The organism is Bacillus sp. SCT118 (assembly GCF_058566435.1).
Map to the genome: position 1 here is coordinate 2,593,997 of NZ_CP191225.1, position 26,100 is coordinate 2,620,096.

The 26,100-nt window shown below is 41.9% G+C and carries 23 protein-coding genes; 5 read left to right on the forward strand and 18 right to left on the reverse strand.

Annotation, left to right across the window (positions count from 1 at the left end; all coding sequences use genetic code 11):
• Positions 1–130: 130 nt before the first annotated feature.
• Positions 131–1,312, forward strand: a complete 1,182-nt coding sequence (locus tag ACQVGT_RS13165; protein WP_015252196.1) for an aminotransferase A — start codon at positions 131–133, stop codon at positions 1,310–1,312.
• 9 nt (positions 1,313–1,321) lie between these two features.
• Here ACQVGT_RS13165 and kinA read toward each other — a convergent pair whose 3' ends face one another.
• Positions 1,322–3,142, reverse strand: coding sequence for a sporulation histidine kinase KinA (gene kinA / locus ACQVGT_RS13170; RefSeq protein ID WP_015483173.1), 1,821 nt, complete (start codon positions 3,140–3,142; stop codon positions 1,322–1,324).
• A gap of 163 nt (positions 3,143–3,305) precedes the next feature.
• The gene (locus ACQVGT_RS13175; protein ID WP_015383530.1) at positions 3,306–5,429 is read right to left on the reverse strand and encodes a peptidoglycan D,D-transpeptidase FtsI family protein; all 2,124 of its coding nucleotides are present in this window, start codon (positions 5,427–5,429) and stop codon (positions 3,306–3,308) included.
• A gap of 336 nt (positions 5,430–5,765) precedes the next feature.
• On the opposite strand from ACQVGT_RS13175, the gene ACQVGT_RS13180 reads away from it, so the two are divergent.
• Entirely contained in the window at positions 5,766–6,539 is a 774-nt protein-coding gene (locus tag ACQVGT_RS13180; RefSeq protein WP_015383529.1) for a CAP domain-containing protein, read from the forward strand.
• Between the two features lie 38 nt (positions 6,540–6,577).
• On the opposite strand, the gene ACQVGT_RS13185 is transcribed toward ACQVGT_RS13180, so the two are convergent.
• Positions 6,578–7,444: an NAD(P)-dependent oxidoreductase gene (locus ACQVGT_RS13185; RefSeq protein ID WP_015483172.1), complete on the reverse strand. Its 867-nt coding sequence runs from the start codon at positions 7,442–7,444 to the stop codon at positions 6,578–6,580.
• A 137-nt stretch (positions 7,445–7,581) separates the two neighbouring features.
• On the reverse strand, positions 7,582–9,549 hold the full coding sequence (gene mcpC, locus ACQVGT_RS13190) for a methyl-accepting chemotaxis protein McpC (protein ID WP_015383527.1): 1,968 nt from the start codon (positions 9,547–9,549) through the stop codon (positions 7,582–7,584).
• 134 nt (positions 9,550–9,683) lie between these two features.
• On the opposite strand from mcpC, the gene ACQVGT_RS13195 reads away from it, so the two are divergent.
• Positions 9,684–10,385, forward strand: a complete 702-nt coding sequence (locus ACQVGT_RS13195) for a GNAT family N-acetyltransferase (protein ID WP_041517836.1) — start codon at positions 9,684–9,686, stop codon at positions 10,383–10,385.
• Here the strand turns inward: ACQVGT_RS13195 and splB are convergent.
• The 8 genes from splB to papB all read right to left on the reverse strand — a co-directional run bounded on the left by splB (position 10,378) and on the right by papB (position 19,487).
• Positions 10,378–11,406, reverse strand: a complete 1,029-nt coding sequence (splB, locus tag ACQVGT_RS13200) for a spore photoproduct lyase (protein ID WP_003245173.1) — start codon at positions 11,404–11,406, stop codon at positions 10,378–10,380. The genes ACQVGT_RS13195 and splB overlap by 8 nt on opposite strands.
• A gap of 77 nt (positions 11,407–11,483) precedes the next feature.
• Positions 11,484–11,723: a splAB operon transcriptional regulator SplA gene (splA, locus tag ACQVGT_RS13205; RefSeq protein WP_003218644.1), complete on the reverse strand. Its 240-nt coding sequence runs from the start codon at positions 11,721–11,723 to the stop codon at positions 11,484–11,486.
• Between the two features lie 88 nt (positions 11,724–11,811).
• A complete protein-coding gene (gene ptsP / locus ACQVGT_RS13210; protein WP_003218638.1) occupies positions 11,812–13,524 on the reverse strand; it encodes a phosphoenolpyruvate--protein phosphotransferase in 1,713 nt (570 codons plus the stop codon).
• Positions 13,524–13,790, reverse strand: a complete 267-nt coding sequence (locus tag ACQVGT_RS13215; RefSeq protein WP_003154654.1) for a phosphocarrier protein HPr — start codon at positions 13,788–13,790, stop codon at positions 13,524–13,526. The genes ptsP and ACQVGT_RS13215 overlap by 1 nt, the downstream gene beginning before the upstream one ends.
• A 97-nt stretch (positions 13,791–13,887) precedes the next feature.
• Positions 13,888–15,987: a PTS glucose transporter subunit IIABC gene (ptsG, locus tag ACQVGT_RS13220; RefSeq protein WP_003244661.1), complete on the reverse strand. Its 2,100-nt coding sequence runs from the start codon at positions 15,985–15,987 to the stop codon at positions 13,888–13,890.
• Positions 15,988–16,215: 228 nt separating this feature from the next.
• Complete coding sequence (gene glcT / locus ACQVGT_RS13225) at positions 16,216–17,061, reverse strand: glucose PTS transporter transcription antiterminator GlcT (RefSeq protein WP_015483171.1); 846 nt, start codon at positions 17,059–17,061, stop codon at positions 16,216–16,218.
• Positions 17,062–17,144: 83 nt separating this feature from the next.
• Positions 17,145–18,110: a LacI family DNA-binding transcriptional regulator gene (locus ACQVGT_RS13230; RefSeq protein WP_015483170.1), complete on the reverse strand. Its 966-nt coding sequence runs from the start codon at positions 18,108–18,110 to the stop codon at positions 17,145–17,147.
• A gap of 282 nt (positions 18,111–18,392) precedes the next feature.
• Complete coding sequence (gene papB, locus ACQVGT_RS13235) at positions 18,393–19,487, reverse strand: di/tri-peptidase (protein WP_015383523.1); 1,095 nt, start codon at positions 19,485–19,487, stop codon at positions 18,393–18,395.
• Between the two features lie 165 nt (positions 19,488–19,652).
• Here papB and ACQVGT_RS13240 point away from each other — a divergent pair, with 165 nt between their 5' ends.
• Positions 19,653–19,856, forward strand: a complete 204-nt coding sequence (locus ACQVGT_RS13240) for a hypothetical protein (RefSeq protein WP_014476643.1) — start codon at positions 19,653–19,655, stop codon at positions 19,854–19,856.
• A gap of 37 nt (positions 19,857–19,893) precedes the next feature.
• On the opposite strand, the gene pfeT is transcribed toward ACQVGT_RS13240, so the two are convergent.
• From pfeT to ykzS, 5 genes are all read right to left on the reverse strand, one after another.
• On the reverse strand, positions 19,894–21,807 hold the full coding sequence (gene pfeT, locus ACQVGT_RS13245; RefSeq protein ID WP_015383522.1) for a metal-transporting ATPase PfeT: 1,914 nt from the start codon (positions 21,805–21,807) through the stop codon (positions 19,894–19,896).
• Positions 21,808–22,042: 235 nt separating this feature from the next.
• Positions 22,043–22,540, reverse strand: coding sequence for a sporulation thiol-disulfide oxidoreductase StoA (gene stoA / locus ACQVGT_RS13250; protein ID WP_041517834.1), 498 nt, complete (start codon positions 22,538–22,540; stop codon positions 22,043–22,045).
• A gap of 50 nt (positions 22,541–22,590) precedes the next feature.
• On the reverse strand, positions 22,591–23,928 hold the full coding sequence (gene ykvU / locus ACQVGT_RS13255; protein ID WP_015383520.1) for a sporulation protein YkvU: 1,338 nt from the start codon (positions 23,926–23,928) through the stop codon (positions 22,591–22,593).
• Between the two features lie 117 nt (positions 23,929–24,045).
• Complete coding sequence (locus ACQVGT_RS13260) at positions 24,046–24,672, reverse strand: cell wall hydrolase (protein ID WP_015383519.1); 627 nt, start codon at positions 24,670–24,672, stop codon at positions 24,046–24,048.
• A 298-nt stretch (positions 24,673–24,970) separates the two neighbouring features.
• Positions 24,971–25,165, reverse strand: coding sequence for a protein YkzS (ykzS, locus tag ACQVGT_RS13265; protein WP_015383518.1), 195 nt, complete (start codon positions 25,163–25,165; stop codon positions 24,971–24,973).
• Between the two features lie 165 nt (positions 25,166–25,330).
• Here ykzS and ACQVGT_RS13270 point away from each other — a divergent pair, with 165 nt between their 5' ends.
• Complete coding sequence (locus ACQVGT_RS13270; RefSeq protein ID WP_003232446.1) at positions 25,331–25,516, forward strand: YkvS family protein; 186 nt, start codon at positions 25,331–25,333, stop codon at positions 25,514–25,516.
• 120 nt (positions 25,517–25,636) lie between these two features.
• On the opposite strand, the gene ACQVGT_RS13275 is transcribed toward ACQVGT_RS13270, so the two are convergent.
• Entirely contained in the window at positions 25,637–25,927 is a 291-nt protein-coding gene (locus ACQVGT_RS13275; protein WP_015483168.1) for a YkvR family protein, read from the reverse strand.
• Between the last annotated feature and the right edge of the window lie 173 nt (positions 25,928–26,100).

A 26,100-nucleotide genomic window follows, 5' to 3' on the forward strand; every position in this document is an offset into this window, starting at 1 on the left:
TTTTTCTGAAAAGAAAGGTATGTTTAGAAAAAAGGCGCATACAATCGAAATATATCAGTTAAAAAGGTGACAAATGATCAGCTAGTGGTAAAATAGGATAAACTCATTATATTTGTTAAGGTGATGAATTATGGAACATTTGCTGAATCCGAAAGCAAGAGAGATCGAAATTTCAGGAATACGCAAATTCTCGAATCTTGTAGCCCAACACGAAGACGTCATTTCACTTACAATCGGCCAGCCTGATTTTTTCACACCGCATCATGTGAAAGCTGCCGCAAAAAAAGCCATTGATGAAAACGTGACGTCATATACTCCGAATGCCGGCTACCTGGAGCTGAGACAAGCTGTGCAGCTTTATATGAAGAAAAAAGCGGATTTCAACTATGATGCTGAATCTGAAATTATCATCACAACAGGCGCAAGCCAAGCCATTGATGCTGCATTCCGGACGATTTTATCTCCCGGTGATGAAGTCATTATGCCAGGGCCTATTTATCCGGGCTATGAACCTATTATCAATTTGTGCGGGGCCAAGCCTGTCATTGTTGATACTACGTCACACGGCTTTAAGCTTACCGCCCGGCTGATTGAAGATGCTCTGACACCCAACACTAAGTGTGTCGTGCTTCCTTATCCGTCAAATCCTACCGGCGTGACTTTATCTGAAGAAGAACTGAAAAGCATCGCAGCCCTTTTAAAAGGCAGAAATGTCTTCGTATTGTCCGATGAAATATACAGTGAATTAACATATGACAGACCGCATTACTCCATCGCAAACCATTTGCGGGATCAAACAATTGTCATTAACGGCTTGTCAAAATCACACAGCATGACTGGTTGGAGAATTGGATTTTTATTCGCACCGAAAGACATTGCAAAGCACATTTTAAAGGTTCATCAATACAATGTGTCGTGCGCCTCATCCATTTCTCAAAAAGCCGCGCTTGAAGCTGTCACAAACGGCTTTGACGACGCATTGATTATGAGAGAACAATACAAAAAACGTCTGGACTATGTTTATGACCGTCTTGTTTCCATGGGACTTGACGTAGTTAAACCGTCCGGTGCGTTTTATATCTTCCCTTCTATTAAATCATTTGGAATGACTTCATTTGATTTTAGTATGGCTCTTTTGGAAGACGCTGGCGTGGCACTCGTGCCGGGTAGCTCGTTCTCATCATATGGTGAAGGATATGTAAGATTGTCTTTTGCGTACTCGCTGGACACACTGAGAGAAGGCCTGGACCGTTTAGAATTATTTGTATTAAAAAAACGTGAAGCAATGCAGACGATAAACAACGGCGTTTAAGCCGTTGTTTTATTTTTTTGGAAATGAAATTTTAAACGCTGTGCCTTTTTCAGGATGGCTGTCCACATGTATAACTCCCTGATGGTTTTCAATGATATTAAATGTCACCATTAATCCAAGCCCCGTACCTTTTTCTTTTGTTGTTAAAAATGGCTCTCCAATCCGGTTTAGTACCTTTTCAGGTATACCTTCCCCTTCGTCTTTGACAGTAACATGAACAGAATGCTCATCTTCGGTTATGATAATGTCTACTGTTCCCCCATCAGGCATTGATTCAACTGCATTTTTGATTAAATTAATGAATACCTGCTTTAATTGGTTTTGATCCCCGTTTATATAAATGCTGTCTTTTTCATAGCTGGTTCTGATAAAAATGCCATTTAAATTTGCCTGTGTTTCTAACAGGGCTGAGACCTCACCAATTAATTTTTTCAAGTTCAAATATTCTTTGACAGCATTTTGCTGAGGCTTCGCCAGCATGAGCAGTTCACTGAGTATTAATTCAATGCGGCTGAGTTCAGAAAACACAATATCAAAGTAATGCTCGTTTCCTTTCATTGTCGGTTTCATCAGCTGTAAAAATCCTTTGATCGCTGTAAGCGGGTTGCGGATCTCGTGGGCGATTCCCGCCGCGAGCTGGCCTGCGATTGATAATTTTTCCGATTTCAGCATCAATTCTTCTGTTTGCTTTCTCTCTGAGATGTCCCGAAGAATGACCTGGACGGCCGCTTCACCAAAAAAGGTCGTCGGAATGCAGACCATCTCCGTATAGATGACCCTGTTCTGAAAGGTGAACCAGGATTGCTTGACAATTTCTGATTCTGTTTTTTGCTCAGCGATATTTTGGATTCTCTCTTTTACATCCTCGTGATCGCAAGGATGCAGCTGATCGTATATGTTTTTGCCAATTAAGTCCTCATAGGTAGCCGCTTCAAACAGGGAAATTCCAGACTCATTCATAAACACCCATTTTCCATTGTGAATCACCGCAATGGTATCAATGGAATTTTGAATCAGCAGCTGATATCGTTCACGGCTTTTTTGCAGGATGGTTTGGAATTTTTTCCTTGAAGAGATATCGATCAGCAGCAGCAGCTCAGCCTGCTGGTTTTTGTAGACGGTCGGGGATGCTTTCACTTCTAAATGAACAGGTGTGCCATCAAGCCTTTTCCACGTCTGTTCAATCATTCCGACTTCCATTCCTTTTTGCATTCGTATAATCCTGTTTTTCACGATATCATGATATTCTTCTTCAATAAATTCATAGGACCATTTACCAATAATAGCATCCTTGCTTGTGGCTCCCAGCATTGAAAGCATCGCGCTGTTTACATAGACGATCTTGCCTTTGACACTGATGCATAGCGGACTCGGGAGATTTTCAACCAACCGTTCATAATCATCCGTTATATATGTAGTCGATTCCGGGCTTGCAGGTTCGATTTCATGTTTTTCGCAGTTTAGGGATTGATGGCCTGTTTCTTCTTCAAGAACCTTCATTTTCAAAATGATTTCCCGTTCTGTCCGCTCAGCTCTTGTCGTAACAATTTCTACCGCAGCCTCCACCCACACAATCGTATGATCTTTTTTAATAAAACGAAAGGTGCACGGCATCAGATGATGTTCATTATAAAAATAGCTTTCAACCAAAAATTGGTCTTCCTCATGCAGAAACGTTTTGAGGAATGATCCGATCATCTCTCCTTGGAGATAGCCCAAATGCAGTTTGGAGTTGGCAGATATATAAATGATGCGTCCATTAGAGGCCAAGACTGCATGAATATCGGTTTTTGTTTGAAGTGGTTTAACATGCTGCGTATCCTGTTCCACAGAATCCCTCCTTTGCATGATCATCGTGTTTCGACATATACAGATTGACTTTTACCTAGTATGATTCGCTAGAAAATGAGTATTCTCCTTCTATTCTTATGGTGAACGTCAATTTTTGAATAAAAGAAAGGGCACACAATCTTTTAGTTGTGCACCCTGTTTTTTATTTTTTACTGTGTTTTTTTTCGAGCTCTGCGTAGGCGTGGATAGCTCTTTTGGCAATGAGTTTGTTGATCGGGTCGTGGTCGTTCGCTACAGAAGGGACAACAACACTGAATGCCACTTTTGGATTTTTTGATGGATAATAGCCGACAAATGTTAGATTGTACGTGCTTTTTCCCCACCAATTACGATTTGTTCCGTAATAAAATGTTTGAGCAGTTCCAGTTTTTCCGGAAACATCCTCTGCAAACGTATTTCTAGCTGTTCCCGAAGTGGTAACTAGCTTCATTCCAGTCTTCACCTGCTGAATGTCACTTTCTGAGTTGTTAATTTTGTTGAGAATGTTTGGCTTTCTTTGTTCAATGGTCTTCCCAAGGCCTTCTTTTTTGCTGGGCTCATGAACACTTGTAACAATTCTTGGCTGAATGCGGTACCCCCCATTGGCAATTGATGAGATGTACTGAGCCATTTGAAGCGGTGTATATGTATCGTATTGTCCAATGGCCAAGTCTAAAATTAACCCCCCTACCGCATCAGGTGTAGTTTGCATACCAGCTGATTCCTGCGGCAGATCGATACCTGTCTTTACTCCCAGGCCAAATTGGCTGTAGTAATTTCTCATTTTGTTTAAATCCTTCTGGTCAGCAGGAAGAGGTCCATGCGGCTTGTATGTGACACCGGCAATGTGCATGGCGACATTAAACATGTATACGTTTGAGCTTTTTTGCAATGCCGTTAATTCATTAATAGTTCCCATATTCATATACGACTTCTTAGGCTTATTACCGTTTCCTGCAAAATACAGTGGCATGTCAACAAAATATTTATAATGCGGAATCCCGTCCTGATAGCCGGCTAGCACGGTGGCCCCCTTTACTGCTGATCCCATTTCATATTGGGTGGTAAATGCCCCTATCGCATAATCTTCAATTTTGTTGGTTTTTAAATCTATCTTTTTCCCTGCCATCGATAAAATATCGCCGTTATTCGGGTCCATCATCACGACAAAGGCTCTGTCAAGCATGTAATTTCCGCGTGCACGGCTGTTTCTTACTTCTTCTTCAATGATCTTTTCTACCTTTGCCTGAAGCTCCATGTCAAAAGAAAGCTGAAGATCGTATCCCCTGCTGCCTTTATCAATGGTTTTTTGGCTGACGACATTTCCTTTATTATCTTCTACGTATTCCACTTTTTCTTTATGCGAATTTAAATATTCTTCATATTGATACTCTAAATAACTTTTTCCCACCCTGTCATTATTCGCATAGCCTCTTGTTAAGTAGAAATCTTTCCGGTCGCTCAGCAGGCCCTGATCAGGTGTCGTGACGCCCCCGAAAACAGAATAAAGGGTTTTGTCATAAGGATATTTTCGTGTCCAATCGTTTACGATATCGATTCCCGGAAGTTCTTCTAAATGCTCAGAAACAATGGAAATTTCATCATATGTTAAGTCATTTTTTGGTCTTTGCGAGAAGTTTTTCTTCTCATCAAGCAGCGCTCCGTTTTTTCCATTGCTATTGCTCTTATTTGGATTCATTGCCTTTACGATTTGAGGTTCGTAAGCATTTCCGCTTGAAAACCTTGTATATATCGCAGCAGTTTCCATTTCTTCGTCATCTTGCTGAATAGCCTTTAATTCTTGATCCGGAACACGCTCTATTTGAAGCTTGTATGCCTGGTCTCCTTTCAGATTGCTTTCTGATTCCTTAAGCAGAGCGGCGGCTTTTTTCGGATGAGCTGCGATCCAGTAATCACGAAGATCCCTTTCCTTCAAAAATTCGGTATCAATATGAATGAAAGAAGCAAGCCGCTTCGCTGTTTTGATTTTATCTTCTGTTTTTGTGCTAGATGTTGATACATACACAATTTCTGGAACGCTCTGGTTGTCGACAGCAACTTTCTGGTTTCTGTCGTACATCTTCCCGCGAGGCGCAGGATAGTAAGCTGTTTTTGCATTTGATTTCTCAGCGTCTTCTTCATGCTGTTCGCCTTCAACAATTTGAACAACCCCGAGCTTAAAAATTAATGCAGTAAATAGAACAAAGACAGCTAGGAAAAAAAGATTCATTCTGATTGCTCTGTTTCCTTTGCTCTTTTTCTTTGGTTCACGTCCTATTTCAGTCACTTCTGGTTACCCCTCTCAAATCATTCAATATATTTACATATACTGAGATTAATTGTAACACCTTTGTAATAGTTGTTACAGCGAAAAGGAGTAAAAAAAGCTGTCAATATAAAAACACATTAAAATATAACTAACGGTTCAAAAAAAAGGAAGCTATGTAACGGTACGATAAAATCATATATACCGATGATTCCCTTATTCTTAGTGATTCAACGGATTTACTTTACGAAAATGACAATCTCTATTTGTCAAAGGAAAGTGCTGGAATCTTTATGACAAAAAAGCTATGTTATGATTTTTCTGTAGAAACAAACAACTCTAGGAGGTTACGAACTAATGAAGAAAGCATTTATTTTATCTGCTGCCGCTGCGGTTGGATTATTCACATTCGGGGGCGTACAGCAAGCATCAGCGAAAGAACTCTCCTGCCAGCCTGTGGTTACAGTAAAAACGGGGAACACAGTACAAAACATGTCACTTAACGATGCAGTGAAAAAACTGCATATTAACACAAATGTCAAAACGTTAAACGCTGCAAACGAAAAAGAGATTAAGCAGCTTCTTCAAAAACATGCGAAGCAATCTAACGTGAAAGTTCAGGATGTTCAAAAGACAGAAACGGCAAAACCTGCACAAAAGACTACTGAAAAAGCAGCTGCTGATCAAAACACTGCTTCTAAAGCACCCGCAACTGCTGAAAAAACAAACACAACAACATCTGCACCTTCATCTGTAAGTGCATATGAGAAAAAAGTTGTTGAGCTTACAAATGCAGAAAGACAAAAACAAGGCTTAAAACCGCTTCAAATTGATGAAACGTTAAGCAAATCCGCACGCGCAAAATCTCAGGATATGAAAGACAAAAACTACTTTGATCACCAAAGCCCAACTTACGGCTCACCGTTTGATATGATGAAATCTTTCGGAATCAGCTACAAAACAGCAGGTGAAAACATTGCTAAGGGCCAAAAGACACCTGAAGAAGTAGTAAAAGCTTGGATGAACAGTGAAGGACACAGAAAAAACATTCTAAACCCTAACTTTACTCACATCGGTGTTGGCTACGTTGAGTCTGGAAGCATCTGGACACAACAATTCATCGGAAAATAATAAAAAAAGATTGCCTGTTTCGTACAGGCAATCTTTTTTTATTTCACCCAGAGCTTATAGATACTCTGTGTACCGCTGTTTTCTTCACCTTGTGCAGCGAGCTTGTCATATAAGGATTTTGCGAGCGACAAGCCTGGCATTTCTTCCCCCATTAATTCTGCTTCCTCTAGTGCAATTCCCATATCCTTAATAAAATGCTTCACATAAAATCCCGGTTCAAAGTTGCCTTGCAGCATACGGGGAGCAAGATTTGACAATGACCAGCTTCCGGCTGCGCCCGTTGTGATGCTTTTCAGAACATTTTCCGGCTCTAGGCCTGATTTTTGGGCATAAGCCATCGCTTCAGCAACACCGATCATACCGGCTGCAATTGCAATCTGATTGCACATCTTGGTATGCTGTCCGCTTCCAGCCGGTCCTTGATACTGAATGTTCTCTCCCATTAAAGAGAAAATCGGCATGCAGGCTTCAAAAGCTTCTTTTTCTCCACCGACCATAATCGCGAGTGTTCCGTTTTGTGCACCGACGTCTCCACCGGAAACAGGAGCGTCTAAAGCGAATAATGCTTTTTCTTTGGCCACTTCAGCAATCTTCTTCGCAAGCGAAGGCTTAGATGTCGTCATATCAATAAGATATGCGCCTTCTTTTGCGTTTTCAATAATTCCATTGCTTCCGAAATACACTTCTTCAACATCACTGGGATAGCCGACCATTGTGATGATAACATCCGCTTCTTTCGAAAGATCTTTGACCGTATCTTTCCAGATCGCGCCTTTTTGAAGTATGCTTTCTGCTTTTTCTTTTGTCCGGGTGTACACCAAAACAGGGTGGCCGTCATTCAGAATATGTGATGCCATGCTATTTCCCATCACTCCAAGACCGATAAAACCAATTGTTTTTTTCAAGGTCATTCCTCCCAGATGTTTCGTTTTGATTTTAGTTAAAATTTATCATTTTTCCTTCATTTTTTAGACTACCATATCTATTCATCTTATAAAATAAAAAATCCCCAAAACAAATGATGTCTGGGGATGTAATTGGATTACAATGTGAATTTTGCAATTGTGTTCATAAGCTCTTGGCTTGCATGTTTTAGTGTTTCCGTTGAGTGTTTGACTTTATCAAGGGTGACTAGCTGTTCATCGGTTGATGCGTTCACTTCCTCTGCTGCGGCAGCTGATTCCTGTGATATGGCTGAAATGCTTTGAATAGCTTCAGAAATCGCAAGCTGTTCTTCACTCATTCTTTGAATTTCCGCGTAAATGTGATCAATACCTTGTACCAGTGACTGCATTTCTGCAGTTATCGTATTTAATACCTCTCCAGTTTCGTGAATTGCACTGTTTTGTTCATCATTCATTCTGCTTGCCTCAACCATCGCGTGAGAGGCCTCTTTTGTCTCAAGCTGGATAAGCTTCACAGTCTCGCTGATATGCTTTGTAGAAAGGGCTGATTGCTCAGCTAACTTCCGCACTTCATCGGCTACGACGGCAAAACCGCGCCCGCTTTCTCCGGCTCTGGCTGCCTCAATACTGGCATTTAAGGCAAGCAAGTTGGTTTGATCAGATATGTTTGAAATCGCTGTAACGACTTCTTCAATATTCTTAGTTTGATTTTCCAAATCCAGCAGCATCGTTTCAACCTTTTTCGTTTCCATATTGGCTTCGTTTGATTTCATCAGCAGCTGGCCGAGCGCGTCAAGTCCTTTATAGCTTGCATCCTCGGACGATTTTGAGCGTTCTTTAATTCCGCCTGCCTCCTCAGCGATTTGCCTGATTTTCGTTGACAGGCTTTCCGATTTTTCATTAATGGTTTCAACTTCAGAAGCCTGTTCCGATGCCCCTGCGGCTACTTCTTCAATCGCTTTTGCAATTTGTCCGCTTGTTTCATTTGTTTCGGCAGAGACAGCCGTTAATTGTTCAGAGGTGTCAGATACTTTCCCTGAAGAGAGTCTCACTTGCTCAACCATCTCCTTCATATTTTCAACCATCAGATTGAAGTCTCTTGTTAAAATACCGACTTCATCCTTGGATTTTGATTCCGCGCGCACTGTTAAATCGCCTGCGGAAACAGCTTTCGTTTTTGCGATCAGCTGCTGTATCGGACCGGTTATCGTTTTGGCCAGGAGGTAGCTGAGAATAATTGTTATGATAAGCGCAATCAATGATATCCAAAGATTTGCCCGATTCATTTTATCTGAAATCCACATTAGTTGATCGGTATCAAATTGCGTTCCGACCTTCCAGCCCGTTTCGCCAATCGTTTGGTACACAACCATTTTCCCATTCACATCTTGTATCCCTTGTTTCTCGGATGCGATGGTTTGCAGTGTTTGATCCTTTGATATATTTTTTCCTTGATTTGACGGATGGGCTAAAAGATTGCCGCTCTCATCAGCTAAAAAGGCAAATCCATTGTAAGGCACCTTTTGTTTATTGACCATACTCTGGATAGCAGAGAGTTTCAAGTCATAGCTGGCAACCCCTATCACTTTTTGCCCGTCTAAGATTGCTTTCGATGCAGTAACAATCATATCTCCAGTCACGACATCTTTATAAGGTTCCGTCCAAACAACTTGATCCGGGGTTTCAGCTGCAAGCTTATACCACGGTCTTGATGTTGGATCATAATCCTCAGCGAAATCCGCTTTTGGATATGTAAACATTTCTTTTTTTGCGGTGCCTATGTAAGCCATCGCAACATAATCATCGTTATCTTTGATTTGCTTAATGTCATCGTGAAACAGCCGAGCAGCTTCTTTACTTGGTTTCGTTACAAATGTATGCGTTAATTCCCCATTAGCCAATCTTGATAACGAAATGGCATAACTCTTTAATTGCAATTCAATATTTTGTTCAAGTGACTGCGTCACGTTTTGAGTTGTATTTTTCCCATCCTCTGTAATCATCGGTTTTAGCGTCAAATAAGAAGACAGCATTAAAAGAACAACTGTGACGATTAACATAATCGAAACAAAAACAGCAATCTTCATGTGAAGTTTTTTAAACAAACCAATCCCCTCCTAATTTCTATATCGGCCCTTTTGTTTGAAAAATGAATAATCAAAAAATAAATTATAAGAAAATCGGAATATATTTACTAAAAATTCAATCTTCTTTATAATGAAACAACATAAGGAGAGTGATGATCATACTAAAACAAATGTATGTGCACAACGGCAGAAAATTTGAGGCTCTGACCATCAGAAACTACACTGAGACTGACATCGAGAGGCTGATTTCTCTTCAAAAAGAATGTTTCCCTCCTCCGTTTCCCCAGGAATTGCTGTGGTCAGAGGACCAGCTTGACAGCCATATCAAAACCTTTCCGGAAGGCGCATTATGCGCGTTTATCAATGGCAGAATTGTCGGTTCCATGACTGCTCTTATTGTACAATTTGAGCCTGAATCTCCTGATCATACATGGGCACAAGCAACAGACAACGGATCGATTAAAAACCATGAACCTCAAGGAAATACTTTATATGTAGTGGATATTTCTGTTTCTCCTCATTATCGAAAGCTTGGAATCGGAAAATGGCTGATGAATACGATGTATGAGCTGACTGTTGATAAGAGACTGGAGCGCCTTCTCGGCGGCGGCCGCATTCCTTTATATCATAAATACGCACACGAGATCAGCGCTGTTCAGTACGTTGAAGATGTGATGGAAGGCAGGAAAAACGACCCTGTGCTGTCCTTTCTCCTCCGTTGCGGGCGTTCACCTATTCGTGTAGTCAGCAATTATATAGAGGATAAAGAATCATTGAATTACGGCGTTTTGATGGAATGGAAAAATCCTTTTTATAAAAAGAGAGCTGTTGATCACAACAGCCCGTTTAAGTGAAATATTCAATTTTCGCGTTAGGAAAAAAGGTATCAATATAGGATTCAAGTGCTTCTCGAAGTGCATGCTCTTCATCTTTCTGATAAATATATTTTCCGATCCCGTAACGGCCCCATTTATAACGGCGCTTTTCTTCATCTAATTCGAGCTTCGTCTTCGGATAATTTTTCTCTATCACTCGTTTGGCCGGTTTTGTAAAACGGTGTTGAATTAATTCAAACGTTATGTCATGTCTAACGTCCTGCGGCAAAGCAGCATCAAGCTTTTCAAACAGATGTCTGTATCCTTCTTCCCAGCCTTCATGAATATAAATCGGAGCAACAATAAAGCCTAGCGGGTAGCCTGCTTTTGCAACTTTTACTGCCGCTTCTATCCGCTTATCAAGAGGTGAAGTTCCCGGCTCAAAGTTTTTAATCACATAGTCGGCATTAATACTGAATCTGAATCTCGTTTTCCCGTTATGCTTTGCGTCTAATAGGTGATCGACATGATGAAATTTCGTTACAAATCGGAGCTTTCCGAGATCACTTTGGCCAAAATGTTCAATGGCGCGCTTCAGCGTGTGTGTCAGATGATCAATTCCTACAATGTCTGACGTACATGATGCTTCGAACCTTGTGAACTCTGGTGCGCGCTCCTTCATATACTTATCTGCCTGATCCAAAATCTCTTCGACGTTTACATAAGTTCTGATATACGGCTTTGATCCCATGGTTGTTTGCAGGTAGCAGTAATGACAATGCCCCATGCAACCTGTTGCAAACGGAATAGCATACTCAGCCGAGGGTTTGGATGAATCAAACTTTAATGTTTTCCGGACACCGATAACTAAAGTTGATTTCGCATTGCGATATTGCTGAAGATGATTTTTCCCAGGAATATTACGCACCTGATTGTGGGATGTTGTTTCTCTGATTTCAATGCCCATATTCTCAAATTTATCTTGTAATTCTTGGCCTAGCGGATATTCCAGCGCCCTCGGTTCTATATATACAAGCTGCGGAACAAATGGGTTCTGCATGATGCCACATCCTTTTCCTTTACTAACGTTACTTTTCTCACTAGGCGGAAAGGATATGAGTTGTAATGATTTCCTTGTTACTCATACGGATCAATATCAAAGAGTTCTTTGTAAAGCGATTTAGCTTCTTCATAGCTTGCAAACACAGCATCGTCCTCTGCGAACGGATGATAGGTTTCATAAATAAACAGGGAAAGCTCGCCTTCATGGTATGGATGGTGCACAATTTCGGCTTCCTTTATGTGGGCTACATTGGCGGCGTGCGGATTTCTGTAGATCACATAAACAGTATCTCCTGCGTTAAATTGGTTTGACATACTATCCCTCCTAGCCATGTTATTGTGTCCTTCTATGCCCTTACTTATGAAAAAAACCAGACAGGCCGGAGGCCGTCTGGTTTTTGTATTACTTGAATGTTTCTTTTACGAACGCGACAACTTCTTCTGTCGTGCTCATAGATAAGATTTTCTCTTTGAATGACTCAGCTTCTTGTTTAGATAATTTGCTGATTTGTGTTCTTGCCGGAAGGATAGACGTTGCGCTCATTGAGAACTCATCTAAGCCTAAGCCGAGAAGGATCGGAATCGCAATCTCGTCTCCTGCCATTTCTCCGCACATGCCAACCCATTTTCCTTCTTTGTGTGCTGCTTCAATTACGAGTGTAATTAAGCGAAGGATTGCCGGGTTGTATGGTTGATACAGATAAGATACACGTTCATTCATACGGTCAGCTGCCATTGTGTATTGGATCAAATCGTTTGTTCCGATACTGAAGAAATCAACCTCTTTAGCAAACTGATCAGCGATGACTGCAGTTGACGGAATTTCAACCATCATACCGACTTCAATATCATCAGATACAGCCTGTCCCGCTTTTACGAGCTTTTCTTTCTCTTCAAGAAGGATCGCTTTTGCTTCTTTGAATTCGTTAACTGTCGCAATCATAGGGAACATGATTTTCAAGTTTCCGTATGTACTTGCACGAAGCAGCGCGCGAAGCTGTGTTCTGAAGATTTCTTGCTCTTCAAGGCAAAGACGAATCGCTCTGTATCCTAAGAACGGGTTCATTTCTTTAGGAAGCTGCAGGTAAGGAAGCTCTTTGTCTCCGCCGATATCAAGTGTCCGCACGACAACTGATTTTCCTTCCATACGCTCAAGAACCGTTTTGTAAGCATCAAACTGCTCATCTTCTGTAGGCAGCTGATCTCTTCCCATGTAAAGGAATTCTGTACGGTAAAGGCCAACTGCTTCTCCGCCGTTTTCAAGAACACCTTTTACATCATCAGGAGTACCGATGTTCGCTGCAAGCTCTACATGATGTCCGTCTTTTGAGACAGTCGGTTCATTGACAAGCTTCGCCCACTCAGCTTTTTGAGCCAAATAAGCATTATGTTTTTCTTCATACTCTTTTACAGTTTCCGCAGATGGGTCAATAATGACATCGCCATTGATACCGTCAACGATAACAGTCACGCCGTTTTGGATCGTGCCTGTAGCCGCTTTCGTTCCAACAACTGCTGGAATCTCAAGAGAACGTGCCATGATGGCAGAGTGAGATGTGCGTCCGCCGATATCAGTAGTGAATCCTTTTACGAACTCACGGTTTAATTGAGCTGTGTCAGACGGTGTTAAGTCTTCAGCTACAATAATAACCTCTTCTGAGATCATGCTTGGGTTTGGAATTTCGACGCCAAGCAGGTGGCCGGTTACGCGTTTTGTTACATCGCGGATATCTGCCGCACGCTCTTTCATATATTCGTTGTCCATAGATTCAAACATGGTAACGAACATAGAAGACGTTTCTTTTAAAGCGAATTCAGCGTTCACTGAATCAGTGCTGATTTTTTCTTTCACAGGGTTCAGAAGCTCAGGGTCACTGAGAACTAAAAGGTGAGCAGAAAAAATATCAGCTTTATCCTGACCCAGTTCTTTCAAAGCGTGCTCTTTGATTTTTTCGAGCTCTTCTTTTGAACGTGCAATCGCTTCATCAAAACGGCTTACTTCCGCTTCAGAATCAGAGATGTTTTTCTTTTCAACCGTTAAATCTGGCTCTTCAAGCCGGTATGCTTTTGCAATCGCGATGCCGGCTGAAGCGCCAATCCCTTTTAATTCTTGCATTACTCGCCGAGTCCTTCGCTTTTCATTGTTTCTTCTAAAGCGTTAAGAGCATCGTTTTCGTCAGCTCCGGAAGCAGAGATTGTGATCTCAGCGCCTTTAGCGATACCTAAAGACATAACACCCATAATAGATTTAAGGTTAACTGTTTTGCCGTTATATTCTAAATTAACGTCAGCGTCGTATTTGCTAGCAGTTTGTACAAGAACTGTCGCAGGACGAGCATGGATTCCAGAATCTGCAGTTACTTTAAATGTTTTTTGTGCCATTTTTATCATTCTCCTTTTAACTTAAAGCTTTATTACTTCACAATATTATATCATACAACCGTACTTGTCATCTGACAAGCACGGCGTACTAACACCCTTATTTTTCAATCTTCACAATATCTTCTTGTTCTCTGTTGACTGAACCGCTTGCTTTAATGCTGACTGTTTCTCCTTCAGCAAGGTTTGTAAATACAATCGGTGTCATGAGAGATGGTACATTCGGTTTGACTGCATCCAGATCAACTTCAAGAAGTTTTTGTCCAGGCTCAACGCGGTCTCCTTCTGATACGAAAGACGTAAATCCTTCGCCCTTCAGGCTGACGGTATCAATACCAAAGTGGATTAAAATTTCTCTTCCGCCGTCGGATTGCAGGCCGATCGCATGTTTCGTCGGGAACACGTTGAGAATTTTTCCGCGAACCGGTGATACGACAATTCCTTCAGAAGGGAGAATCGCAAAACCGTCACCCATCATTTTCCCTGAGAAGACTTGGTCAGGAACATCCGTAATCGGGTGAATTTCCCCGGTAATCGGAGAAACGAAAACTTCCTCGCCGATTTCATTTTGCAGCGGTTCTGCAATCACTTCCTCAACCTGCTGGCCTACTTCCTCTTGAGCAGATGTTTTCGGTTCAGGTCTAGGCTTGCGTCCCGCAATAATGTCTTGCATTTGTGTTTTTAACCCGTCAGAACGCGGTCCGAAAATAGCCTGAATGTTGTTGCCGACTTCCAGCACTCCCGAAGCGCCAAGCTGTTTCAGACGGTCTTTATCAACCTTTTTCTGATCGTTTACAGTCACACGCAGACGAGTGATACAAGCATCAAGGTGTTTGATGTTTTCCTGGTCACCCATTGCCTGCAGAATCTCATAAGGAAGATCCCCTGCTTCACCTGTTTTCCCAGGTGCTGCTGTTTCTTCCGCAGCATCCTCGCGTCCAGGTGTTTTCAGATTAAATTTGCGGATGGCAAATCGGAATCCGAAGTAGTAAATGACCGCTAACCCTAAGCCGACAGGGATGACAAGCCACCATGCCGTCCGGTTCGGTAAAATACCGAATAGGAAATAGTCAATTAAACCGCCGGAGAATGTCATACCAATCTTAACATTCAACAGCTGCATGACCATGAATGAAAGTCCCGCAAACAAACAGTGAATCGCAAACAGGACTGGAGCAACGAATAAGAAAGAAAATTCCAATGGCTCTGTGATCCCCGTTAAGAAGGATGTCAAGGCCGCTGAACCCATAATACCTGCAACAAGTTTTTTGTTTTGCGGTTTTGCTTCATGATAAATGGCAAGCGCCGCAGCAGGCAGACCGAACATCATAAATGGATATTTACCTGTCATGAACGTACCTGCCGTTAACTGTACGCCGTCTTTAATCTGCGCCATAAAGATACGCTGATCCCCGCGGATGATTTCTCCTGCTGCACTCTTATAGCTGAAGAATTCATACCAGAACGGCGAATAGAAAATATGGTGCAATCCGAATGGGATAAGCGAACGTTCAATCACCCCGAAGATAAATGCAGCAAGGGTTGGATTCGCTTCCACTAATCCTGTTGAAAAGGCATTCAATCCATGCTGGATCGGAGGCCAGATCACTAACATAATAAGACCCAGAATCAGTGCAGAAATTGACGTAACAATTGGAACGAAACGTTTACCCGCAAAGAAACCAAGGTATTGCGGCAGTTCAATTGTGTAAAATCTGTTAAACAATAATGCAGCTAACACACCGACGATAATACCGCCGAACACCCCTGTCGCCAAGGTAGGTATACCAAGCATGTTTACATATGCAGGATGGTTTTCCGTAAAGAACTTGGCTCTTTCAACTGAATCCGAAGGAATGGTTCCGTTTGCAAGAAGAACCGCACTCATGGATACATTCATTACAAGATAACCGATAATTGCTGCGATCCCTGCAACTCCATCACCATTGGCAAGCCCGATGGCTACACCTACTGCGAAAAGAAGCGGAAGGTTATCGAAAACAATCTGCCCAGCGCTTTCCATTACACCTGCTACAAGCTGAACATTGTCATTGCTCAAGAAATGCAGGACCTGAATCATGTCCTTATTTTGCATCGCATTCCCGATCGCAAGCAAAATACCCGCAGCCGGAAGGATCGCAACTGGAAGCATAAGCGCACGCCCAATTTTTTGAAGAACGCCGAATAATGCTTTAAACATAAGAATTGACCTCCTCTTTTTACTAGTCTGACCTTACAGCTAAAAATCATGACAACGAATTCACAGGCGTAAGTCTTCCAGTTTAACCGTTTACATTTGCCCTTTTACACAACAAAAAGGCATGAGCAAAATTGGGTGCGCAAAAGAACGAGAATGAACTTCCCGTTTTTTTCCCTCAATCACTCATGCCTGATCGAATCAGTAACACGTTATAAGGATAAACTGAATTTATGACATTTTATTGGTTAATCGGTACAGATGAAGCGTCAGATAAACCGCTTCCGCCTCATGAACTGGTTTCTTCAATGTTTGCTGCAAGATTTTAATCAATTTCCAAGCTGTATTGTAGCATAGCGGATATTCATTTTTCAATAACAACATTAATTTTTCTGGTTCTTTAGTCGGTTCTTCTTTTTTAATTCTTTCTATTGTAAATCTGATATGCCTGATCAGCCGCAAATAGTTGACACTTTCCTTATTTACTTTCATTTGAAATGAGTCTTCAATCACCTCGACAAGCTGCGCCATGAGCTGAGAGTGCTGATTGACCTCGGACAGCGGACGGTTTGTCAACGCTGAATGGATATGCAGAGCGATAAAACCAATCTCCCCTTCAGGAAGGCAGATTCCCGCTTTTTCATTGATCATATCTATGACTTCTTTGGCAATTTGGTACTCCTCAGGATATAGTGACTGAGTCTCCATTAAAAATGGATTTTTCATATCAAATCCCTGCTGCTGCCTTTTGATCGCAAATGCGATATGGTCTGTCAACGCAATGTGAATATGTTCATTTAATGAGTGATTAGTCCTATTGCTAATGTGATAGATGACATCGTTTGAAATATCAACGAGCTTTTCATCAACATAGTCAAGGAGCTTTTTAAACTGCTTTTGTTCCTTCTCGTCTTTTAAAATGAACATTTTATCGTAGCCTTTATCTTCAATGACATCATCTTGTTTTTTTCCGAAACCAATACCTTTTCCGATTAAAACGACTTCGCTGTATTTATGATGAGAAGCAATTAATACGTTATTATTCAGTACCTTTTTCACTGTGAAGGACCCATTCACGATCCTCAGCTCCTTTGTCATTCAATACCTCATATCGTACATAACGAACAGAATGCACGTCAAACCTTTTTTCAATGCATTCACTAAACAGTCGATCTTTCGATGAGACGGTAATCCAGAACTTTCCTTTCAATCGGCTGTCCTTGAATTCTTTTTTCCAGTATGGCAAATGCCTGCTTTCCCATTTCCCTTGTCTGAATATCGATCGTTGTGATTCCAAGCGCTTGGCTGATTTCGTGGTTATCAACGCTTAAGATTGCAAGCTCATCCGGTATTGACACCCGCTGGTTCTTTGCTTCAAGAAAAAGCCCTGCTGAGACTTGGTCATTGGCAACAAAAATAGCCGTCGGCTTTTCCTTCCACGTTTTCCATTTGTGAAAAAGCGCCTTCCCATCATTGATTGTAATCGCTTTCTCGATTACCCAGTCTTCACGAAATGCCTCGCCGATCTCTTCCAATGCCTCTTTGTAGGCTTTGATTCGAAAATGGCTGTTCATGCCTTTTTTTCTTGCCAAACAGATGGCTATTTTTTTGTGCCCTTTGGCAATTAAATAGTCCAAGCCGTTCCGAAATGCTTCTTGGTGAGGAATACTGATGGTTGGGAAGCGGGCATTATCTGAATTCTGGCAAAGCAAAATCGGGCCCTCCCATTCCATGAGTTTCTCATCAGCAAGCGCCTTTGAGCAAAAAATCAGGCCGTCAACCTGGCGCTGCTTTAATTGGGACAGCGCAAAGATTTCTTTTTGTACCTCATAGTTTGTTTGGAATAAAGAGAGGTGAACCCCGGATTCCGCGGCTGCGTCGGCTATTCCTGCAATCAGCTCTGCAAAATATGGCAGATTAACCGTCGGCAAGACAACACCAATCATGTTTGAAAATCCTTTCGACAAATGTACAGCGTGAATATTTCTCGTGTACTCCAATGATTCCATTGCCTCAAACACTCTTTTTCGTTTGTCTTCACTGACGTATGGATGATTGTTTATGACTCGGGAAACCGTTGTAACAGAGACACCGGCTTTTTCTGCAATGTCTTTAATATTAGCCATAGATTCCCTTCTTTCTAAATCCCCTTGATCTGGAATGCGTTTCATACAATATGATATGGACGTACCAGATATCTTTTTGTGTTTTTAGCTGAAAGGAGAAGATCACATGGGTTTCTTCATTTTAATTGGGTTATGTCTCACTGTTCTCGGTGGCAGCTGTCTTGCTGTAAAACCTCTCAACCAAAAACATGAAATTAAACCCTTTCGAACATTTGATGATTTTTTTATTTAATGCAGATAAAAAAGGACGATGTCGAGAACAAAGTCCTTTTTTATTTCTTATTACGGCAGTATGATTAATTCCTTTGGATATTGGGTCAGAGCAACTGCCCCGTCCTTTGTTACGTGAACGTCATCCTCAATGCGCACGCCGCCGATCTCAGGCACATAAATCCCCGGTTCGATCGTGTAGACCATGCCTTCCTGCAACAGTGTATCGTTGGCCTGGCTCATTGATGGATACTCATGGACAGAAATTCCGAGTCCATGCCCAAGCCGGTGAGGAAAATAATCACCGTATCCCGCTTTTTCAATGATTCCGCGGGCAGTTAAATCCAGATCTCCGATTCTCACACCGGGTTTGCTTGCCTCAATCGCGGCTTTTTCCGCTTGAAGCACAGTCTCGTAAATGGCCTCCTGCTTCGGATTGATGGTTTTGTATGCAAACGTTCTTGTAATATCAGAGCAATAGCCATCAAGAATAACACCGAGATCAAATAAAACAAAATCACCTTTCTTCAACGTGGCTGTACCAGGATTTCCATGAGGCTGGCCAGATTTTTCTCCGAATAAAACCATTGTAGAGAAAGACATGCCCTGAATTCCTTTTTTCTTCAGCTCATACTCAATTTGAGCGAGCACTTCCACTTCACTGATGCCTTCACGCAAAGCGGATGTGCCGACTTCAACACCGTAATCTGCAAGCTTTGCCGCCTCTTTCAGCAAACGAATTTCATTGTCATCTTTAATCAGGCGAAATTGATTGAGTGTTTCTTCTGCTGAAACAAATTGAGCCCCGCCCGTCGCATGCTTCAGCTGTTCTGCACGTGATAGCGAGATTGAATCCTTTTCTACCGCAAGCGTATGTATGCTGATATTTCGCTTTTTCAAGGCTTTCTCTATCAGCGCCCACGGATTTTCGTGATCCGCATAGCCAATGATTTCATGATTCCAGCCTGCGTTGCGGGCCTGTCCTGCTTCCATTCCTGGACAAACAAAGAAAGGCTCCTCTTCTTCAAAAATAAATAACCCCATTAATCTTTCATGCGGCTCTGTGTAAAAACCGGTTAAGTAAAAAACATTTTCTTTTGTATGAATAAATGCGGCAGTATGCCCCGCTTCCTTCAGCCATGAAGAGACGCGTTGTATTCTATTCACTTCTTGTTCCTCCCTGCCATTTGCAATGCATTGTTCTGTCTTCCATTGTAACAGGTTTTACCGGTGTTTGCCTTTCACGACGCCTTCATTTTCTAATGCATTTTATTTCCTGCTCCTCTTCCTGTATACTGACAGTAACGTTCAATCGCAGGGGGGTTGTTCCGTTTGCTGATGAATTTTTTCAGACGAAAAGCAGTTATGCTCTTAACGGTTTTGGGAATTTCCGCTCCTTTTATCGGGATGAAGATGGTGGGCTTTTATTATTACAGCTCTATCATAGGCTGTGCAGCGGGTTTCCTTTGCTGCATCCTCGCTCTCATCCTGGTTATGAAAAGATCTGATAAAGACAAAAATGAAGGGAAAGCTTGATATATAAAAAGCCAGCAGCCTGATTAGGCTGCTGGTTTTATTTTAGGAGTCTTAAACCGTTTAGTATGACCAAAATCGTGCTGCCCTCATGACCAATCACGCCAAATGGCAATTCCATCACCTGCAAAAAGTTTGCACAAATCAGCAGGCAGATTACAGCTAGAGAAAACACGATATTTTGTTTGATGATCCTGTTCATTTTCCGAGACAAGCGGCACATGTTTACGAGCTTTTTCAAATCGTTTTTCATGAGGACCATATCAGCGGTCTCAAGTGCTACATCTGTTCCACCGCCCATCGCAATGCCGACATCCGCCGCTTTGAGTGCCGGCGCATCATTGATTCCGTCACCCACCATTGCAATCGTTCCGAATTCTTCTTTTAACCGTTTGATTTCATTCACTTTTTGGTCAGGCAGGCATTCTGCCACGACAGTTGTCATGCCGGCTTCCTTGGCAATCGCTTGAGCCGTGTCTTCGTGATCTCCTGTCAGCATGGCCGTTTTAATCCCAAGTCGGTTCAGTTCTTCCATGACCTCTTTTGCTTCAGGCCTGATTTGGTCCTTCAGTGCGATACAGCCTGCTATTTGATCATCCTTTTTCACAAATACAATTGTATGACCGCTTTGAATGACATCTGATGCTGTTTGTTTCATAAATTGTGCTGCCATTTCCTCGCCGATAAAACCTGCTTTACCGACCTTCCATTTCGCACCCGACACCTCTGCCATAACGCCAAACCCTGAGGTTTCTTCTATAGATATGTAGCCGGACTGATTCACACCGCGGCTTTCTGCGTACGCCGTTATGGCTTGGGCGAGCGGATGGCTTGATTGCGTTTCGATGGCATAGACAGCCTCAAGAACTTCCGCTTCACTGAATCCTTCTGCTATTCTGATCGTCTCTACGGCAGGCTGGCCTTTTGTTACAGTGCCGGTTTTATCAAAGGCGATCATTTGCACTGAGCCCAGCTGTTCAAGAAAGACGCTTCCTTTCACAAGCATACCGTTGCGGGCGCCATTTGAAATCAGGGACAGCGCCGCCGGCATAATAGAGGCGACAAGCGCACAAGGTGACGCGACAACCATAAACACCATTGCGCGGTAGAAGGTTTCACTCCAGCTCCAGCCCAGCGCAAAGTGCGGGACGAATAAAAGGAGCCCCACCGCAATTAGCACACCTTTCACATAAGCATTTTCAAACCGTTCGATGAAAGCCTGCGCAGGTGAAACACTATTTTGCGCTGATTCAACCAGTTTGATAATTTTTCTGAATAACGAATCTTCATTTGCTTTCGTGACACGGACAGTCAAGGAGCCATTGCGATTCACCGTTCCTGTGAATACAGTGTCGCCTGTGTTTTTTTCTACAGGCATTGATTCACCTGTTAAAGCCGACTCGTCAAGGCTTGTCAAGCCCGATTCAATGATACCGTCTGCCGCTACGCGTTCTCCAGGTTTGATCACAATCATATCACCGGCCTGCAAGTCTGAAACCGGAACTCTTTTGGTTTCACCATTGACCATCAATGTCGCTTCTTCAGGCTCAAGCTGCATTAAAGACGTTAAATCTCTGCTGCTTTTATTCATCGTGTATGTTTCTAAAGCTCCGCTTAAGGAAAAAATAAATATTAAAATAGCACCCTCTGCCCAGTATCCGATCAAGGCGGAACCAACGGCAGCGAAAATCATTAAAAGTTCTACATTCAGCGTTTTGGATTCGAGTGTTTCTTCGATTCCTTCCTTTGCTTTAGCAAATCCGCCGATCACAAAAGCCAGCAAGAAAAGTATTATGGATAATACCTGATATCCGGATAAGAGCCAGCCTGCCAAAATAAGAGCGCCTGATACAAGTGCTGCAATAAGCTCCGCGTGCTGTGCCCAGTTTTTTTCCCTCTTGTCTGTTTTCAATGGCTCATGCGGGTCGCGTTGAACGATAACTTGTTCATCCATATCGAATTCTCCTCTCTAATTGAGAACGTAAATCATCTTCATTTCTCTTATAAAAACAAAATCGCTGCCCAAAAGGCAGCTTTATCGTCAGTTATTTCTTGATGTCTTCCTTTATTATAGCACGCACGAAGAGAATTTCAATTATAATTATTTTAATTTCTTTTTGATAATAATTATCATTAATGTTTATTCACTTCTTCTCTATATGAAAAAAGCTGAGAGTCTATGCTCTCAGCTATTCTTCCGTCCATTCCTTCAGTTGTTCCGCTGTCATCGGGCCAATTTTTGTTTTTTCAATTTCTCCCTTTTCATTCAGCAAAAATGATGTTGGGATCGTAATGATATGATACTCCTTCATCAATTCCCCTTTTGAGTCAAGGACAATCGGGAACGTCAGCTTGTTTGCTTTAATAAAGTCTTCAACGACTTGCTGATTTTGTTCCGAATTCACTAAATTCACCGTTACCAGCTTTACACTGTCGGATGGATGGGCATCATAAAACGATTGAAACTGGGGAAGCTCCTTTTTGCAGGGCGGACACCATGACGTCCAAAAATGGAGAATTGTTTTTTGCCCTTTATTCGGAATCGAGATGTCCTCCCCTTCTATCGTTTTCATAAGAAAAACAGCGGGAACAGCAGGCTGTTTTTCCTCAGCTTGTGCCGCACCTGGAAACCATGTAATCAATCCTAATAACATAATGTATATAGTAAGCAAGCGCTTCGTCAACATGGAATCTTCCTTTCATGCTTTTCAATTAGCTTGCCCCTGCTGTTCCATTATCATCCTTCGATTCGCGGCGTTCTGGTCCCTCTCATAAGGAATACGGATACCTTCAATGCTTTGCAGATCGTGGCATAGTGCAGGCTCGTCAAAAGAATCATGCCAGTGTTCATTCCAAGGATTATCCCGAGCATTTGCAGATTCTCCATTGATCCCAGTACATACATCATACTTAGCGCAACGATATGGCTCCATACATTGTGATAAAAAGCCTCTTTCACAAAACCCATCCCGATTAAGCACGCCTGCAGCGGCATGACAAACAGATGAAAGAGAAAGTAAGGCCACAACAGCTGCAGGTAATACTGCGCTTCAGGAGAGTGAAAAAACAAATGCGTGAGAGGTCCCGCAAACTGGAACATGACCCAGACGGCAGGTATACCGTAACCTAATGTAATGAAAATCGACTGCTTCAGCCTTTTTAACACGATGTCATACTGAGAAAGTGCATAAGCTTCCGAAATACTCGGTATCATGACGACCATTAACGAATGGGCAATAAAAGCAGGGAACGACCCTATCGTCACAGCCACTCCTGCCAGCATTCCGTATTGATCGATCGCCGCTGTCCCGGCAACGCCCGCAGCCAAAAGAGCTCCTTTTACTAAAAAGGGTTCAATTGCATTGACAACCGCATGAAAAATGCGCAGTCCTGTTGTAGGAATTGAAACAGCAAGCAGCCTTTTCCTTACATCCTTTCCGCGCAAATGAATGTGCTGCTGGCCGGATAACGCCCGCCTTGCCATGATAAATTGTGAATATAAATAAACAAGCACGACCACATCACTCACGACTAGAACAAACAAGGAAATCAGCACAGCCATGTCCAATTCAAATGAGTACCATTGAAAAAAGAGGAATAAGCACAAGAGCTGGATGATTTTTTTCAGCACATTGGCAATTGCGATCTTCCCCATTTTCTGCACACCCATAAAGTAGCCCCTGGCGATTGAAGTAAAGGCGACAACAGGAATTAAGCCGATGACAATCCCTTTAATAAACGGGTGGTATGTATCAAATACCGGTATAAACGGAAGCGCAATACTAGCGGCGGCAGTAGAAAAAGCAGTAAAAATGGCTGTCATTCTGAAAGCGTGCCTCAGCATGCTTTCATGAAGCTTAGGATTTGACTCGGCAATGAATTTAGAAATGGATATCGGCAGTTCCAGGCTCGCGATGACAATAATTAAAAAGATCGTGGGCAAAATACTCATGTAAAGCCCCATCCCATGCTCGCCAAGCTCCCGCGCCAAAATCATATTGACGACAAATTCAAGGCATTCAGCGAAAAAGGCGGCAATGGATAAAAGAATGATCCCTTTCACAAATCGATTCATGATGTCTCTCCTTGTCTCTTGTACTACCAACATCATATGAGACAAGTTCAAAAATTATTTTATTTTTACTCTTTATATGAAAAAAAGCACAGCTGAGACAAATTGTCTCTTCTATGCTTAGACGGCAAAAACGTGTCTGCCGATTTTTTCTACGATTTTTCTTGAACGAATCCAATTATCTGACGCTGTTTTCGGATTATAAAAGAATATGGCATCTGTTTCTCTATTTTTTGAGGACAGCGCTTCTTCGGCAGCTTCAATCGATTCTTTATCAGGCTTTTGGTTAATGCTCCCGTTTGCGACCGGTTCAAAGGCGTTTTTCTGATAAATAACCCCTCTTATCGTATCAGGAAAACCTTTTTTCTCCGTCCTGTTCAGTACAACGCTTGCTACAGCGACCTTGCCTTTATATGATTCTCCTTTGGCCTCTGCGTGAACGAGACGGGACAGCAACTCTTTTTCAGACTGTGTATATGTTTCTTTCTCATCATTTGTTTTGTCGGGTTTATCTTTCTCTTTCTTTTCAGTGTGTGCTGATAGCTTAATCGGTTTTATTTTCTTGTCCTTATCAGCAGACAGTGAAGTGAAAGATTCATTCGTATTTCGATCTATATGTGTAAGCCATTTCGCTTCTTCATGTTTTGTCTTCTTTGCGCTCAGTAGTGAAGCTTGTGTATGCTCAATTTTGGCTGCAGGCATGAAACAAAGAAGAAAAACAGCCAGAGCAGTGAATTTCGTTGTCATACAGTTTCCTCCTTAAAGTGCTCCAAAAAACACTTCATAACCTTAACAAGAGATCCATTCATTTTCACGGAAAAAGATTTTCCAACTCTCCCAAGGAGGTATCAGGATGGAATAAAGAGGATGACTCACTGCTTAATGGCAAAAAAACAGTCTGAAATTCTATAAATATTGTCAAATTAAAACATGTTTATCCATCTTTGGCACTTTACATTTTATTTACACCTGTTACAGACAGCTGTAATAAAAGGCTTGTATTCTGTCATATATGATAAAAAGGCTTCTCACGTATGAGAAACCTTCAGCTTCTTGGCTGTTCTAAGTATTGAAAGATAACATCTCCGCCTTGCTGGGCAATTCCTCGGAAATGTTTAAAATCATCTTGTTTAGATAACACGGCCCTGAAATTAAGAAAATGCTCTTTCTGGACTCTCAGTTCGGTTATGGCGCCGGTGCGCAGCTGTTCAATCATTTCTGTTATTTCTTCGGGACGCAACGAAAATTCCCCCCTTTTCTTTCTATTGACGAAAATCAATATATCATCTTTATAGCGACAGAACAATTCATAAGGGAGATAAAACTCCTTATCGCTTTACTTCTCAATGAAAATACTGCAAAATACTTTCAAAAGGCATTATTATGTTTAAAGGAGAGGAAGCTTGTGAAAATCGCTAAGGTTGGGAATGTCATTGAATTTAAAAACGGATTAACCGGTGTTGTTGAAAAAGTAAATGAGAATTCTGTTATCGTTGATGTGACAATCATGGATAACTATCGGGATCTTGAGTTAGATTCATTGACAGTTGTTAATCATAAAAATTATAAGATCATCAGAGACTCCTATTAAAACCTCCTTATTTCCACATTTATTCAAAAAACTGCAAGACGGACAATTTAACACCTTACATATGAAATTCGCTTTCTCAAAAGCTGCCGGCCGGCAGCTTTTTTACATAAAAAACACCGATCATGAATCGGCGTTTTTTTCTATTTCCGTTATTTCTATATAGAACTCGCTGACGGACCCTGGTTCGTACAGGTTGGTCAAAGATGTTGAATAATTTGTCATTTCCCCCCGGAAGGCAAGATCGCGTTCCGGAACCTCGACATTAAACGTTTTTTCATACAACAGGACAGCGATATCATGGTAAGTCTCACTCGTAACGTTTAAGGTAAATGCAATTTTACGCTTCGGCTCGCTCTCCTCTTGATATGCAGCCATTTCTAACGTTACATTGTTTAACCGCAATGTCTTCACTTCATATCACTCCTTTATAGTCCATGCATCTTAGCATACCTTAGCGAATATTTACAATGAATCTGTTCTTAACGGTTATATGAACCAATTCATTCGAAAAGACATCTTTACAAACATATGTTCGTTAAATTATAATAAAACAGACGAGCTGCCATCCAGCATCCCGTCTTTTC